12 protein-coding genes and 1 pseudogene are annotated in these 16,310 nt (G+C 33.7%); 2 read left to right on the top strand and 11 right to left on the bottom strand.

Going from position 1 to position 16,310, the window contains the following annotated elements; translation table 11 throughout:
- Positions 1 to 148 precede the first annotated feature (148 nt).
- Entirely contained in the window at positions 149 to 769 is a 621-nt protein-coding gene (coaE, locus tag ERCIPICE3303_RS00355; RefSeq protein WP_157990785.1) for a dephospho-CoA kinase, read from the bottom strand.
- Between the two features lie 1,255 nt (positions 770 to 2,024).
- On the opposite strand from coaE, the gene ERCIPICE3303_RS00350 reads away from it, so the two are divergent.
- Positions 2,025 to 2,222, top strand: a complete 198-nt coding sequence (locus ERCIPICE3303_RS00350; RefSeq protein ID WP_157990784.1) for a helix-turn-helix domain-containing protein — start codon at positions 2,025 to 2,027, stop codon at positions 2,220 to 2,222.
- 374 nt (positions 2,223 to 2,596) lie between these two features.
- Positions 2,597 to 3,733, top strand: coding sequence for an IscS subfamily cysteine desulfurase (locus ERCIPICE3303_RS00345; protein WP_157990783.1), 1,137 nt, complete (start codon positions 2,597 to 2,599; stop codon positions 3,731 to 3,733).
- Between the two features lie 600 nt (positions 3,734 to 4,333).
- Here the strand turns inward: ERCIPICE3303_RS00345 and nuoN are convergent.
- From nuoN to nuoE, 10 genes and pseudogenes are all read right to left on the bottom strand, one after another.
- Positions 4,334 to 5,776, bottom strand: a complete 1,443-nt coding sequence (gene nuoN / locus ERCIPICE3303_RS00340) for an NADH-quinone oxidoreductase subunit NuoN (RefSeq protein WP_157990782.1) — start codon at positions 5,774 to 5,776, stop codon at positions 4,334 to 4,336.
- Between the two features lie 6 nt (positions 5,777 to 5,782).
- The gene (gene nuoM / locus ERCIPICE3303_RS00335) at positions 5,783 to 7,303 is read right to left on the bottom strand and encodes an NADH-quinone oxidoreductase subunit M (protein ID WP_157990781.1); all 1,521 of its coding nucleotides are present in this window, start codon (positions 7,301 to 7,303) and stop codon (positions 5,783 to 5,785) included.
- A 128-nt stretch (positions 7,304 to 7,431) separates the two neighbouring features.
- Entirely contained in the window at positions 7,432 to 9,276 is a 1,845-nt protein-coding gene (nuoL, locus tag ERCIPICE3303_RS00330; RefSeq protein WP_157990780.1) for an NADH-quinone oxidoreductase subunit L, read from the bottom strand.
- Complete coding sequence (nuoK, locus tag ERCIPICE3303_RS00325) at positions 9,273 to 9,575, bottom strand: NADH-quinone oxidoreductase subunit NuoK (RefSeq protein ID WP_157991270.1); 303 nt, start codon at positions 9,573 to 9,575, stop codon at positions 9,273 to 9,275. Before nuoK ends, nuoL begins: the two co-directional genes overlap by 4 nt.
- Before the next feature lie 2 nt (positions 9,576 to 9,577).
- Complete coding sequence (nuoJ, locus tag ERCIPICE3303_RS00320) at positions 9,578 to 10,126, bottom strand: NADH-quinone oxidoreductase subunit J (protein ID WP_157990779.1); 549 nt, start codon at positions 10,124 to 10,126, stop codon at positions 9,578 to 9,580.
- A gap of 12 nt (positions 10,127 to 10,138) precedes the next feature.
- Complete coding sequence (gene nuoI / locus ERCIPICE3303_RS00315; RefSeq protein ID WP_157990778.1) at positions 10,139 to 10,681, bottom strand: NADH-quinone oxidoreductase subunit NuoI; 543 nt, start codon at positions 10,679 to 10,681, stop codon at positions 10,139 to 10,141.
- Between the two features lie 14 nt (positions 10,682 to 10,695).
- Positions 10,696 to 11,640: an NADH-quinone oxidoreductase subunit NuoH gene (gene nuoH, locus ERCIPICE3303_RS00310; RefSeq protein ID WP_157990777.1), complete on the bottom strand. Its 945-nt coding sequence runs from the start codon at positions 11,638 to 11,640 to the stop codon at positions 10,696 to 10,698.
- A 29-nt stretch (positions 11,641 to 11,669) separates the two neighbouring features.
- Complete coding sequence (gene nuoG, locus ERCIPICE3303_RS00305) at positions 11,670 to 14,393, bottom strand: NADH-quinone oxidoreductase subunit NuoG (RefSeq protein ID WP_157990776.1); 2,724 nt, start codon at positions 14,391 to 14,393, stop codon at positions 11,670 to 11,672.
- 133 nt (positions 14,394 to 14,526) lie between these two features.
- Positions 14,527 to 15,798 (bottom strand): annotated as a pseudogene (gene nuoF / locus ERCIPICE3303_RS00300) (NADH-quinone oxidoreductase subunit NuoF); the annotation flags it as partial.
- The gene (nuoE, locus tag ERCIPICE3303_RS00295; protein ID WP_157990774.1) at positions 15,795 to 16,310 is read right to left on the bottom strand and encodes an NADH-quinone oxidoreductase subunit NuoE; all 516 of its coding nucleotides are present in this window, start codon (positions 16,308 to 16,310) and stop codon (positions 15,795 to 15,797) included. The pseudogene nuoF and the gene nuoE, both read right to left, overlap by 4 nt.

Below are 16,310 nucleotides of genomic sequence, written 5' to 3'. Positions count from 1 at the left end.
TTATTTTATATAGACTTTATAGATATTTGGATCCTGATCATCTAGGATAAAGCATCCAATCAATAAACAAAAATGATTAGCAATCTTTAATTAGATATTACCTATATCGATAGGTTAAAATGAATCTATTCTACATTAATATATGAAATTATAATGATACGTGCTTATCCCTATTTGAAGATAAAAATAAATAATATCCATGTAATAAAAGAACCTTTGTTTTAAGTGTATCTAATGAACCACTATTATCTATAATATCATCTGCTATAGCCACTCGTTGAGACCGACTAGCTTGAATAGATAAAATTTTTTCAATCTCTTCAGACTTCATATTACTACGCATCATCGTTCTATGTACTTGAGTGACAGAATCTACATCTACTAATAAAACTCGATCAGCATAACTTTGTAAGCTGTTTTCTACTAATAATGGCACAACCCATAAACACCACGGCGAACGTGAACACGCTAATTTTTTACGAGCTATCTTACGTATAACAGGATGTAAAAGATTGTTAATCCATTCTCTATCGTTATCTGAATTGCAAATTTTTTCACGTAGTACAAAGCGATTAAGAACACCATTTCGCATTAATATTTCATCACCAAAATATGCATGAAGTGCTAATAAAGCTGGCTGACCAGGAGAAAGTACTTGACGGGCAATAATATCCGAATCTATTATATCAATACCCATCTTACCAAACATTTGTGCAATAGTACTCTTTCCACTCCCTATGCCTCCAGTTAAAACTACGGTATAACACATAGATCATCATTCTCTATTATTAATAAATAGCCATTAATACGATAAACACAGTATAAGTATTTATATTAAAAGTGATACATCAATTTATTAATTTAAAGAACCCTTTCCATTGATACTATTACTGCATGATGACGAAGAATAGAACGGATCTTCACTTACTAAATTCATACAATATTAAAAATTAACTACTTATCATCCTATTACTAAAAAAACTAGTCTTAATTTCTATTCTATAGACTGTTGTTTCTGAAAACTATTCCCCTAATCGTAAAACTATACATTTAACAGGTTAATTATAGAATTTATTTCTTATTACATGATCTATATAATATATATTCAACATAAGTATAGTATTTCTATTCTATTTCTAATAGGATACCGATCAAAGTAAGATCAAACTGTCTTTTCAGGAATAGTCTTTATTATAAAACTAATAATAATCTGTTTTTACGTAGATTCTATTTAATATATCGTAGCCCTCTATCCATACTTCTCTTAGAAAAACCACAAAATAAGTTAAAAAATTTAAATTACTGATTCTGATATGAATATTCAGCATACAACTTTTAAAAAAGAAAGATAATGAATTATCTGCTATCTTCTACTTGTGAAGATAATAAAAATAATAATATTCTTAATTAGTCTTAATTAATAATATTATTAGATGATCTGTATCCCATTAGCTCTTTATAATTTTATATAATATAAAAAATAAAATTGTAAATGATTCAACATACTGCGAAATATAAAATGAATATTAATATCAATAATATCTAACCTCTATTCATGAAACTCTGGCAATAGGTAATGATACACTATCTCAATCATAGTCTATGGATCTTTTCTTGTCTAATAACTAAAATATAAGACCTTAATTACGTTCAAGCAATTAGGTATTTCTTGATTTAGTCCAGATAGATTATTAAGAAGATTAATAATCTATAAACTGTCTCTTCGGTAATAAATACAGATAGATAAAGAGAATCGAATATAAATAACATAAACCACTAGATAGTAATCATTCCATTCAAAATATTATTAATTTTTTAAAAAATATTTCATTGATTATAGTTATCAGACTATTCATACTCAAGATATTATCATTAATACCAAAATGCTACTAAAGATATAATATATAAAATATTTGATAAATTTAATAAGGAATATTAAACTAAAAATACTCCTACACATATGTATAAAATTAAAATTGAGACTATACATACAATGATACTAATATCTAAAGGCCACATATGCTGTGACTGCTATTCTGGATATTACACTACATACTAACGAGTTGCCAGTATCCTTAACAAATATTTCAGAACGACAAGGTCTATCGTTATCATATCTTGATACACTGTTCCCATGTCTACATAAACATAAACTTCTTACTAATGCACATAGGCTCGGGGAAGGCATGATCTTGGTCAATCAGATGATATTATCACAGTAGGTGCGATTATTATTTCTGTAGATGAATTAGTTGATGCCACAAAATATCAAGGTACAACAAGCTTTCAAAGTAGATCCGAGTCCTGAACACATATATTTGAGAGCTAAATTAGTGAACACATCAATGATTTCCTTAATCATATGACTTTATCTAAGCTAATTAAGCATTAAGACATTTGAAACATAGCTGCTAGACAAAATAAACATATCATACAAAACTCAATAGAATAAATAATCATATCTAATAGGACCTATACTCGATACCTCAATATTTTGAATAGATAACCCGTTTCTCAGTCCCTTCTTATAAGAACATTATAATGATAATATGAATAAATAAAAAAACATAAAACCTATCGTAGCGGATACTAAGCAATGAAATTACCCATTTATCTAGATTATTCATCTACTACACCGACTGATCCTATCGTAGTAGAAAAAATGCTACATTATCTTACTGTAGATGGTATTTTTGGTAATCCTGCCTCACGATCACACCGTTATGGATGGCAAGCAGAAGAAGCTGTGGATATTAGTCGCCAGCAAATTGCAGAACTGTTATGCGTAGATGCGCGTGCAATTATTTTCACTTCTGGAGCTACTGAATCTAATAATTTAGCGATTAAAGGAGCAGCTTCTTATTACCAATATAAGGGTCGACATATTATTACATCTACTACTGAACATCAATCTGTACTAAATACCTGTAAGCAATTAGAACGCGAAGGATTCGTGATCACTTATCTTCAACCACACTATTCTGGAAATATAACACCTCAACAATTAGAAACTGCGATACGTCATGACACTATCCTGGTATCCCTGATGCATGTCAATAATGAACTTGGCATTATACAAGATATTTCTTCTATAGGAGATATATGTTATAAATATGGAATTATTTTTCATGTTGACGCAGCTCAAAGCGCTGGGAAAGTACCTATCACACTAAACAAGTTAAAGATTGATCTTATGTCAATCTCTGCGCATAAGATTTATGGACCCAAAGGAATTGGTGCACTCTTTATACGCAATAAACCACCTGTGCATATTACTACACAAATCCATGGAGGCGGACAAGAGAGAGGCATACGTTCTGGAACACTACCAGTACATCAAATTGTTGGAATGGGTCAAGCCTATCATATTGCAAACAACACAATGTCTTCTGATATGAAGCGAATAAGAACATTACGTCATCGATTATGGAAAGGGATTAGCCATATTAGATCTATTTCTATAAATGGATCATTAGATCATAACGCAGGACATATACTCAATATAAGTTTTCGAAATATCAACCCAGAAATACTTATGATTAATCTACAAGATCTAGCGGTTTCAACTGGGTCAGCCTGCCACTCTTCCAATATAGTTCCATCGCATGTATTAAAAGAAATCGGAGTTAGCGATGAAATGGCACGAAGCTCTATTCGGTTTTCTCTTGGTCGATTTTCTACTATAGAAGAAATTGATTATGTTATCAATCTAATCAATCAAGTGATGCAATAAATCTAAACAACATTTATTGAAATGAATAACTTTTTGTATTACTATTTTATAGATTTGACTAAAAATCTTAAGGCGTATAACAATAGAAAATCTATACTATACTATTACCATATCTCTATATGGTTATTTGCAATTTATATACAAGATATCCTTTTTATAAAGGACCTATTCCTAGTAAATAAATAAATATACAAAAAATATAGAAAAGAATAAACAAACAATCGTATTTATTGAATATAAAATAGAATTCAGATCAACATAATTCTAAATGCTAATCTAAAAAAGAAATCTATTCCTAAAAATAATCTTTACAAAAATGAATAGAAAGGATAAAAATAAAAAAATTAAACTTATTTATAACTAAGAAAACAGCTATCTCTATGCAAACATTACATCTAATATATATCTGGATAAAATAACAACCTTAATATCTTCTTCTATTCTAATATCAATGTGATTTTCCAAATAACACAATAATCCATTACTAATAGAATCAGATTCTTATGAAATTTTTTTATAAACAAAAATATTTAAATGTTTTCAATCAACTCTCGCTTTCTTATTTCATATTAAAACCTGATTCTCTGAAAACTAAACTGCTTATTTTACTAAAAAAATTAATAATTCTGGATAAATCCCGTAGATCAAAACTAAAATAACTGACAAAATTACTATCATACCTACTAAAGCAGTAGACCAAGAAGTGAAAGAAACGGAAGGATTCAAAAAATTAGAAGAATCTGAATAGAGATTTACAATGACACGAAAGTAAGAATAAACGCCAATAGCACTACCTACGATCAACACACCAATTAGCCACCACAAATGCATACTTAAAGCAACAATCATAATATAGAACTTACCGATAAACCCTACAGTTATGGGCATACCTGCTAATGACAACATCATTACAGTCATAATTCCAGCAAGCAAAGGATCTCGCCAAAATAGACCACGATAACAATCAAGTGATTGATTACGCGAATCATCCGATGAAGAAGATATTAAACTAATTATACCAAAAAGACCTATACTATTCACAAGATATCCAGCAAAATAGAAACGAACAGCCTCTTGTGCAAACTGAGAGAATTGTAGAACAATAAGTGGTAGTAATAAAAATCCTAGATGAGAAGTGGACGAATAACCTAATAGACGCTTAATATTACTCTGTCTGCTTGCCATCAAATTACCACATAATATAGATGCTACTGCAAGCATAGTGAATACAGTGCGTACAGTTTGTGCATGCATTAGTGGAGAAGAGATAAATAAACGAATTAAAACACAAAAAATTGCAATTTTACTAGCACTGGATAAAAAGTTTACAACTGAAATAGGTGCACCCTCATAAACATCTGGAGTCCATAGATGAAATGGTGCTAAAGACAGCTTAAAACTAAAACTAACAAGCATACAACCCAGTCCAGCCATAAGTAATGGTTGGGACAAAAAATTAGGATGTACATCAACTCCTAAATTTTTAAAACTAAAACTACCTGTATACGAATATATTAATGCCATACCAAAAAGCAAAAATGAAGATGCTGCAACAGATAATATCGTATATTTTAGTGATGCTTCCAAAGAACGTCGATTTAAAGTAGTGTATCCTACTAATCCAAATAACGGTAGTGACATTAATTCCATTCCAATAAAAAGAGATACCAGGTTGCTTGAACTAGTCAACACTATACCACCAATTGTTGATACTAGAACTAAAAGGTAAAATTCTTCCCGATTGCCTGGATAGGAAATAAGCCAGTGATAAGAAAAAATACAAGTTGATAAGCTTGATAAAATTACTAAAACAGTATAAAAAATTGTATGATAGTCCATCTGGAAAAATGGAATAGAATCTATATTCTGAGAAGGAGTGATAAAATACAAAGAACATAAAGCAATCACTAGACTACTGACTACCAACATAAAGGTTATAAAATGATTTCTCTGGAGTGCGATGGTCAAGAGAACTATTATTACTGCCATTCCGAGAATACATAATGGAAGAAGCATCGTAAATTGTTGGATAAAACTTGTCATAGCAACTTACAACCTTATAATTGAAATAGCAGTGGTCAACCAATTATGAATATTGATTATTGAAGCATCAGACATATCCAATATCGGTTGAGGATAAATACCTAAACATAATGACAATATTACAAGTGCTAAAATCATTAGATATTCTCGCGGTGACATATCTGACAAGGATATTAATGAATTAGCTACTCCATAGTAAATTCGTTGCATCATAAATAAAGAGTATACTGAAGCAAATATTAAACTCAATGCCGCAATAACACTAAAAATAGGAGAATGGTAAAAACTGCCAACTAAAATCATAAATTCACCAATAAAATTACCGGTCCCTGGTATCCCAAGATTAGCCATAATAAAAAATAAAGAAAATCCTGGTAACCATTTTATACGGGACCATAAACCACCCATATTTCGCATATCACGAGTATTCAAGCGTTCATAAATTTGCCCACATAAAATAAACAATGCAGCAACGGACAGGCTGTGCGCGACCATCTGAATTACTGCCCCTTGATACGATATATAACTATCACTATAAATTGCTATTAATAAGAATCCCGTATGAGAAATAGAAATATAAGCAATCAAACGCTTAATATCATATTGCGAAAAAGCTACAAAAGCACCGTAAAAAATACTAATAACTCCTAAAGACATAGCAATAGGCGCAAATTCAGAAGAAGCATGAGGAAACAATGGTAACACAAAACGAAGCAAACCATAGGCAGCGGTTTTCAATAAAATTCCTGCCAAATCAACTGAACCACATGTTGGACTCTGAGCATGAGTATCTGGTAACCAACCATGAAAAGGTACAACTGGCATTTTTACCGCAAATGCAATAAAAAAACCAATCATCAATAATTTTTCAATACCAGGAAGCATCGGAGTATTTAATAAATATTCATAATCAAAAGTCAACTCACCTGTAGCATGATAGTGAACTAGAGCTAATCCTGAAATAGAGATTAACATAAATAATCCACTCAGCTGACTATAAATTAAGAACTTAGTTCCAACTTTAACACCTATTTTACTAACTGAATCTTCATGACCCCATATTACTATGAGTAAATACATCGGTACTAACATAATCTCCCAGAACAATAGAAATAAAAACAAATCAATAGACAAAAATACACCAATTACACCAGATAAAATCCACAATAAGTTAAAATGAAAAAAACCGTGTGATTTATTAATTTCATTCCATGAACAAAGAATTGCTAATATTCCTATAAAACTTGTTAGAACTATCATAATTAATGATAGGCCATCTAAAGCTAAATGAAAATTAATTCCAAAACGTGGAATCCATGGAACAAAAAACTGCAACTGCCACTGCGGATATCCCCGTGTCTGCAACATTACCTCACTAATATGAGAACATAATAACAGAGACAATATTAACATTAGACCCATAACTATTAAAGCAATCCATCGTGGAAATGACTTTCCAAGTCTTTCGGAATACCAGCAGAAAACACCGCCAATAAAGGGTAGTGCAATAAGCCAAGGCAATAGCATAAATGTATCTTTCCTATTATATTTCTAAAAAAACAACTCTTTCTATGTAAAATAATATTTCTTTTTATTTTTTAGAGAAAAATATCTACTATAATACCTAATTATGATATAAATAGATCTTATCTTTACTATATAATTAGAAAAATAATTAGTAATAGCGCACCAGAAATTATGGAAATAAGATACCAAGACAGGAAACCACTTGCGCTTAATATCCAACTCTTTTGTCCAGCAATAAGCAAAGAAGCTGGAATACTGATTAACGTATTTAACGGATCACCTGATACAAGACGGGAAACCCAAAAATAACTATTTACAAAAACTCGCTTATATAACCAGTCAAAACCCCAAGCAAAAAACCACCACATAGAAAAAAGACGACCTAATCTACTATGAGCTATAATATTAACTAAATTAGGTTGACCCAACCAAAGCAAAGCCGATATCAAGAAACCTGATATTACCACCAAAGCTGAAATCAACTCTAAAATATACTTATCACTAGTAGATAAAACACTTGTTCCTGGAAAAACGCTTGCAAGCGGCAAAGTAATCCACGAACCAATAAATGTGGAAAGAATTAATAAAATAATTAGTGGAAAATGATGAGCAATACCTTGACGTTTTTTTATATAAATCAGTTTTTCTTTACCATGAAATACCATAAAAATCATTCGAAAAGTATAGAGAGCAGTTATTAATTCTCCAATCAATCCTACAATCACTAGTTTAAAACTACCTTGAGCTAATGCCCCAGCCAAAATTTCCTCTTTGCTGAAAAAACCTGAGGTTAAAATCGGTATAGCTGATAAAGATGAACCACCAACTAAAAAACACATATAAACTAAAGGCATACGATGACGCAACCCTCCCATTTTCAAAATATTCTGCTCATTCTGACAACCAAGAATAACTGAACCAGCAGCAAGAAATAATAACGCTTTAAAAAAAGCATGGGTCATTAAATGGAATATTGCTGCCTCCCAGGCTTGTACTCCTAGTGCAAGAAACATATACCCAAGCTGACTCATAGTTGAATATGCTAATATACGCTTAATATTATTCTGCACTAAAGCAGATAAACCAGCTAAAAGTAATGTAAACGCGCCTATTCCACCTATAAAATTTAATATACCTGGCGTAATGAGAAAAAAGGAATGAGTACGAGCAATAAGATAAACCCCAGCTGTAACCATAGTAGCAGAATGAATTAATGCAGAGACCGGAGTAGGTCCAACCATTGCATCACTCAACCAAGTCTGTAAAGGTATCTGAGCAGATTTTCCTATTGCAGCACCTGCTAACATAATAGTAGCCAAGGATAGCATATCATGATGATCAAAAGCAGCATAATGAATTGGAAGTAAGGATACCATTTCATGCAAACTTAATGTACCTAATTCGTAATATAAAATACATAATGCAATTATAAAACAAATATCACCTATACGAGTCATAATAAACGATTTAATTGCCGCTGCGCCATAAGTAGAATTAGAATAATAAAAACCAATTAACAAATAGGAACAAAGACCAACGCATTCCCATCCAAGATACATTAATAATAAATTATCTGCTAACACCAATACAGTCATACTAGCCATAAACAAATTAGTATAAGCAAAGAAACGAGCATAACCCTCGACCCCTCTCATATACCAAGATGCAAATAAGTGAATAAAAAATCCTATACAAGTTACGATTGATAAAAGAGTGAGTGATAACCCATCTAGTGTTAATTGAATATCAATCTTAAATTGTTGCACTTGCATCCAAGTCCACAACACCTGGTGAAATACCGGATAACCTTGACGTAAAAAATCAAGACCAATATAAACTGTAGTGATTGCTGATAAACCAACAAATGATAAACCAACAATTGCGGTTACATTGTCTGCCCATCGACTACCAGAAAAAGATAATAATAAAAAACCAATTAAAGGAAATAAAATAGTTAAATAAAGAAAGTTCATCCACGCATCTCACTAAGAGTGTCAATATTAATATTCTGAGTATGACGATATAATTGTAACAAGAGCGCTAAGCCGATACTACTCTCAGTTGCAGCAAGAGTAATCGCAAAAATAAACATTATCTGACCATCAACCTGTTGCCAATAACTACCCGCTACTACAAAAGCTAATGAAGCAGCATTCATCATAATTTCAAGAGAAATTAATATAAAAAGTAAATTACGACGCAACATAACACCTATCAAACCTAGGCAAAATAGGACACTAGCTAAAATCAATCCATGATGTAGATACACGATCTTTATCTCTCCTGCTTAGATTTTACTAGGTTAGATACATGATTGCATGTAATAGCATCTGTATGCGATTCACGGCCAATATGATGAGCTACAACCAACCCAGACAATAAAATCATAGACACTAATTCTACAATTAGTAGATAGGAGCTAAAAAGCTCTATTCCAACCTGTTTTCCGTCAATAATCGTACTTACGATACTTTTATCTCCTATGGACAAAATAGCATAAATTAAAATCCCAAATAAAATAATTGACAGAAGGCATGGACCAAAATAGATATTTAATCTTTGCCAATCTATTTCCTGTTTATTTTCAGATCTCCCTAAATTTAACATCATAACTACAAATACAAAAAGAACTAAAATTGCACCAGCATATACTATAATTTCTAGTGCACCAGCAAAATAAGCACCTAATGAAAAAAATACACCAGATACAGATAAAAATGAAACAATAAGATATAATAAAGCATGTATGGGGTTATGATTCTTGATAATACAAATAGTGGATAACACTGCTACTAAACTACATAAATCAAATAGATACTCCATGCTTGACTCCTGTCAAGGCAACAAATTTTTAACTGAAATTGGTTGAACTTCAGATTGAGCAAAACCTTTATCTTTACCATGAATCGCCAAGCCTGTTATCCGATAAAAATTATACTCCGGATATTTTCCTGGACCAGAAATAAGCAAGTGTTCTTTTTCATAAACCAAATCCTGACGCTTAAATTCAGCTAACTCAAAATCTGGGATAAGCTGCAAAGCATGAGTGGGACAGGCTTCTTCACAAAGGCCACAAAAAATACATCGAGAAAAGTTAATACGAAACCATTCCGGATACCAACGACCATTCATCTTCTTGGATTTTTGTAACGCAATACAGCCTACTGGACAGACTACAGCACATAAATTGCAAGCTACGCAGCGTTCTTCTCCATCCGGGTCACGCGTTAAAACAATCCGACCACGATAACGCGGTGGTAAATACACAGGCTCATCTGGATACATCAGTGTTTCGCGTTTTGAAAAAATACGAGCAGCAGTCATCCAAATACTACGAAAAATGGTACCAAGACCAATCATCAGATCTTTTACTCTCATTAAAACCCCTTATCCTACGATTTACATAAAATTACCCAGGCAGTGACTAAAAGATTTAAGAGTGTTAAAGGTAGACACACTTTCCATCCAAACGACATTACTTGGTCATATCGTGGACGTGGTAACGCAGCACGAATTAAAATAAAAATCATAATAAAGAAAGCTGTTTTTATTAAAAACCAAAAAATCGGTGATAACCATGGCCCATACCATCCACCAAAAAATAATGTGACTATCATAGAAGAGACTGTAATGATACCAATATACTCGCCTACAAAAAAAAGACCAAACTTCATTCCAGAATATTCAATGTGATAACCATCCGCCAATTCTTGTTCAGCTTCTGGCTGATCAAATGGATGACGATGGCAAACCGCAAGACTAGAAACAAAAAAAGTTAAAAAACCTAAAAATTGTGGGATAATATTCCACATATGAATTTGACTATAAACAATCTGGAGCATATTAAAAGACCCAGCCTGTGCCACTACTCCCATTAAAGATAACCCCAAAAACACCTCATAACTTAAAGTCTGAGCTGCACCTCGCATAGCACCTAGAAGTGAATATTTATTACGACTTGAACAACCAGCTAATAATATCGCATAAACTGACAAACCTGCCATCATTAAAAAGAACAAAAGACCAATGTTTAAGTCTGCTGCCATCCAAGTAGAAGTAATTGGTACAATAGCCATTGCCATTAATAAAGAAGTAAAAGCAATCATAGGTGCTAAAATAAAAATAAAACGATCACTAAAAGAAGGAACCCAATCTTCTTTAAAAAAAATTTTAATCATATCGGCGACTATTTGTAATGACCCGCCCCATCCCACTCGATTTGGCCCATAACGATTCTGGAAAAGAGCAAGAAGACGCCGTTCTCCAAAACTCATCCATGCGCCACATCCAACAACAACTAATAAAATTAATATAGATTTCACTATAAGGATAGTCATAACATTCACTTATCTAATGAACTAACTGATTAGAGCACACGACGCAAATTACTAATATCCGCTCCGCGTAAAAAAACCCCTATACCTGGAAAACCTAAAGGCAAACCTACTTGCCCCCACTGTAATTGACTTGATAAAGATACAGGAAGACATATAGTCTCTCCGTAACAAGTAAATTCTAGCAACTCACCTTCATGTACTTGAAGAATCTCCGCATCCTTAAAATTAATCATCAAGTAAGGCTTAGGCATACGTTGCTGGATGACTGAGGACTTCTGAGTCATTTCATCACTTCCAAATAAATGAAAGTAAGGCGATATACGCCAAGACTTAACAGATCTTACAAAGCTTTTAGGAATATTTGTAAACCAGTCTAATCTTCGATTCTGTTTTTTAAAAATCAGCTGACCTGGATCCCCATTACGCAGATGCCCTCCTACTTTATCTTGAAATTTATTCCAAGCCTGCGGAGAATTCCATCCTGGAGACCAAACAAACGGAATATGTGATCGAAGGGCATCTGGTTGATTATTTCCTTCCATGGAAAAAGCAAACATAGTATCCAGATCCTGAGGTTGACGTGGCTCATGAACACTAATATCCGAACGTATTGCAGTGCGTCCACTAAATCGATGAGGTGAACGCGATAACTTTTGACCGAAAATCCGAAAATCAGCATTTGGTGCAGCCTTTTTAATGCCAGCTAAAGATGGAAAAGATAAGATACAATCATTAATTATATCATCTAAGTTATACAATGCTGTCTTCGAACCGTTCATAGCACATTGAATGAAATGAAGCCAACGCCAACTTGCTAAAACCTCAATTTTATCATTATAATAAGATGGATCATATACCTGAAAAAAACGTTGAGCACGTCCTTCGTAATTAATTACTGTGCCATCACTTTCTGCAAAACTAGCACTAGAAAAAACTAAACTAGCTCTATTAGTTGTCCGAGTATACTGATGATCTAACACAATCACAGCCCGTGCATTACTCAATGCATCATCAACAATATATTTTGGAGCATGACGATATAAATCATTTTCTAAAATAATAACTGTATCTGACTCACCAGACCCCAGCTTTTTCAAAGCCTGATTTAATGAGTGACCACCCATTAGACCTAAACCTAAACTGTTAGATGCAGATGAAACTAAGCTAATCCCTACATTCAATAAACGCCTACTTAATGCTTTAGCTATATTAGCTGCTGCCTGAATAATTTCTGCACTTCCAGAATGAGTGCCAGTAATAATTAATGGTTTTTTAGCACTAATAAATGTCTGAGCGATCATTTCAACATAATTAGATACGTTTTTATCAAGATCAGGCACTGGTGGAGCACTATCATCTAACCTATGAGCAATGGCAAATGCAAAACGAGCCTGATCTTCTACCGGTGCATAGTAAGTCCATTTTGCAATATCATCTAATCGAGTAACATCAACATTAGTTAAAAAAAGAGGATATCGAGCTCCTAAACCAATATGACCAATCGCAGCACTATGCCATCCTAATACGTTTCGTTGCAAGGCAAGTTCACTAGCTTTACCTTTGACTGCTTGACGTACTGATAACGCCATGCGCGCACTAGTCTGAGTAAGATCCTCACCTAAAATAAGAATTGCATCATAACTTTCAATCTCACGTAATGATGGAGTATGAATTCCACTATTACGCAAGATTTGAAGGATTAAATTTAAACAAGACTGCTCCCCTTCGGGCATTCCAGAAGAAAAGTTCTCCTTCCCTACAAGAGAAAATAATGCAAAATTACTTTCTATGCTTGCACGAACTGAACCAATACCAATAACTTTTTTCGATTTACACAGCATAGTAGAAGCAAAATGAACCGCCTCATCGCTATTTAATGCAATTACACCATGACTATCACGCTTGATTGCAGAACGCGGCCGATCTTTTAGATTTACGTATCCATAACCAAATCGACCTAGATCACAAAGAAAATACTGATTTATCATGCCATGATAACAATTGTCAATACGACGAAGTTCACCATAACGCTCACCTGGACTAATATTACAACCAATACTGCACTGTTGGCAAATGCTAGGCGCAAATTGCATATCCCATTTACGATTATAACACTCAGAATGAGTTTTATCAGTAAATACCCCAGTAGGGCAAATTTCTACTAAATTACCTGAAAATTCACTATCTAATACACCATCACTAATACGACCAAAATATATATTATCATGCACACCATATACACCTAGATCATTTCCATCAGCATAATTATTATAATAACGAACACAACGATAACAAGAAATACATCGATTCATTTCATGAGCAATAAATGGACCTAAATTCTGATTATAATGTGTTCGTTTTGTAAATCGATAACGACGTAAACTGTGACCACTCATCACCGTCATATCCTGTAAATGACAATGCCCCCCTTCTTCACATACTGGACAATCATGCGGATGATTAATCATCAGTAATTCTATCATGCTTTTTCGAAATTCTTGTGCTTCAGTATCATTAATAGAAATACAGCTTCCATCATCAGCAGGGGTCATACAAGACATTACTAGCTGACCGCGAGAATCTGTGGCACTTTTGTATTTCTTGACTGCACATTGCCTACAGGAGCCAACACTACCAAGAGCTGGATGCCAACAAAAATAAGGAATATTTAATCCAAAAGACAAACAAGCATGTAACAAATTATCTGAACTATGTACCTTATATTCTTGTCCATCTACATAAATTGTAGACATAATACACCTGCTGCTATCAAGCTAATATAGTATTAACATGTTATGCTTATAAAAAGCGCCCTATTCAACTAACACAAATTTAAGATAGATCTCTGTAATGCTATGAGTACATACCGTGTATTTATTCTAATGTTATACCGGCTTCAAACTCCTGTCGAAAATACTTAATTGCACTCTGTAGAGGCTCTACTGCTCCCGGAGCATGAGCGCAAAACGTTTTACCTGGCCCAAGATCAGAACAGAGTTGTAGTAAAGTTTCAATATCCCCATTCCGCCCTTTTTTAAACTCCAAAGCACGTAAAATCTTCACAGTCCATGGTAAACCATCTCGACAAGGTGTACACCATCCACAAGATTCACGAGAAAAAAACTCTTCTAAATTTAAGACTAACGATACCATATTAATTTTATGATCTACTGCCATTGCTAACGCTGTTCCTAAACGACTCCCAGCCTGACTGATGCTAGCAAATTCCATTGGTAAATCTAAATGCTTTTCAATTAAAAAATCAGTACTTGCGCCACCTGGTTGCCAGGCCTTCAGTTTTAGACCAGTACACATACCACCAGCATACTCTTCAAGAATCTCTCGCGCTGTAGTACCAAATGGCAGTTCCCATACGCCTGGTGTTTGTACTCGACCAGAAAATCCCATCATTTTAGTTCCTGAGTCAATACTACTCTTTGAGAGACCCTTATACCAAGAAACACCATTAACTAAAATTGCAGGAATATTCGATAAAGTTTCAACATTATTGACGCAAGTTGGCTTGCCCCACACACCTACTAAAGCTGGAAATGGTGGTTTAGAACGTGGGTTAGCACGTCGTCCTTCTAAGGAATTAATTAATGCAGTTTCCTCGCCACAAATATAACGACCTGCTCCCATATGCACTATAATTTCCAGATTAAAACCACTACCTAGAATATCTTTTCCTAGAAAACCAGCACCAATAGCTTCTTTAATTGCTCGCTGTAAATTCACTTCTGCCTCAACATATTCACCTCGTAAAAATATATAACTACGGTGTGCTTGCAAAGCAAAAGAACTAATTAACATACCTTCTAGTAACTGATGTGGTAATTGCTCCATTAATAAACGATCTTTATAAGTACCTGGTTCCATTTCATCCGCATTACATAATAAATATCGAATATTCATAGATAAATCTTTTGGCATCAAACCCCACTTCAGACCAGTAGGAAATCCCCCTCCTCCTCGTCCTTTTAACCCCGACTCTTTTACAATCTGAACAACTTCATTAGGTGTCATGGTGCGTAAAGCAATTTCTGCACCACTATAACCATAATTTTTACGATACTCCTTTATCCAGATAGGCTGGTGATCATCCCTTAATCGCCAAGTCAAAGGATGTGTCTCAGCATCGCGTAGCACCTGCCTCATACGTATTGCTCCAGTAACTTAGAAATGTGTTCTGACATAACGTAAACATAAGTATCATTATTTATCATTATTGTTGGCCCTTTATCACAGTTTCCAAGACAGCAAGTTGGTAAAAGAGTAAAACGTTTATCTTTAGTTGTCTCTCCTGAATATATACAAAGATATGACTCTAACGCGCTTTGTATACCCTTATAACCTGTCATATAACATACTACGCTATCACAATATCGAATAACATAACGACCAACTGGAGTCCGGTAAATATGACTATAAAAAGTTGCAACTCCATCTAGGTCGCTAGCCGAAATACCTAATACTCTAGAAATAGCTTCAATCAAAATGTCAGATACCCATCCACGGTGTCTTTGTACAATGCTGAGCGCTTGAATTGAAACCGCACGAGCATCTTCATAATGACTCATTTCCTGAATAATAGCATTGTATTCCACAAGGCTAAGTTCAGAACAATTAGCTTCATACATTGTTTTAATTGGAATTCTTTGTCCATACAT

This window comes from Candidatus Erwinia haradaeae, from assembly GCF_900699015.1.
Classification (GTDB): Bacteria; Pseudomonadota; Gammaproteobacteria; order Enterobacterales; family Enterobacteriaceae; genus Erwinia_E; species Erwinia_E haradaeae_E.
Note: the sequence above shows the minus strand (reverse complement) of the source record. Positions and strands in the feature narration are given on the sequence as shown.

Bases quoted from the DNA above. Each gene is read 5' to 3' on its own strand.
- coaE (WP_157990785.1), bottom strand. From the start codon at position 769: ATGTGTTATACCGTAGTTTTAACTGGAGGCATAGGGAGTGGAAAGAGT.
- ERCIPICE3303_RS00345 (WP_157990783.1), top strand. From the start codon at position 2,597: ATGAAATTACCCATTTATCTAGATTATTCATCTACTACACCGACTGAT.
- nuoN (WP_157990782.1), bottom strand. From the start codon at position 5,776: ATGACAAGTTTTATCCAACAATTTACGATGCTTCTTCCATTATGTATT.
- nuoM (WP_157990781.1), bottom strand. From the start codon at position 7,303: ATGCTATTGCCTTGGCTTATTGCACTACCCTTTATTGGCGGTGTTTTC.
- nuoL (WP_157990780.1), bottom strand. From the start codon at position 9,276: ATGAACTTTCTTTATTTAACTATTTTATTTCCTTTAATTGGTTTTTTA.
- nuoJ (WP_157990779.1), bottom strand. From the start codon at position 10,126: ATGGAGTATCTATTTGATTTATGTAGTTTAGTAGCAGTGTTATCCACT.
- nuoI (WP_157990778.1), bottom strand. From the start codon at position 10,681: ATGAGAGTAAAAGATCTGATGATTGGTCTTGGTACCATTTTTCGTAGT.
- nuoH (WP_157990777.1), bottom strand. From the start codon at position 11,640: ATGACTATCCTTATAGTGAAATCTATATTAATTTTATTAGTTGTTGTT.
- nuoG (WP_157990776.1), bottom strand. From the start codon at position 14,393: ATGTCTACAATTTATGTAGATGGACAAGAATATAAGGTACATAGTTCA.
- nuoE (WP_157990774.1), bottom strand. From the start codon at position 16,310: ATGTATGGACAAAGAATTCCAATTAAAACAATGTATGAAGCTAATTGT.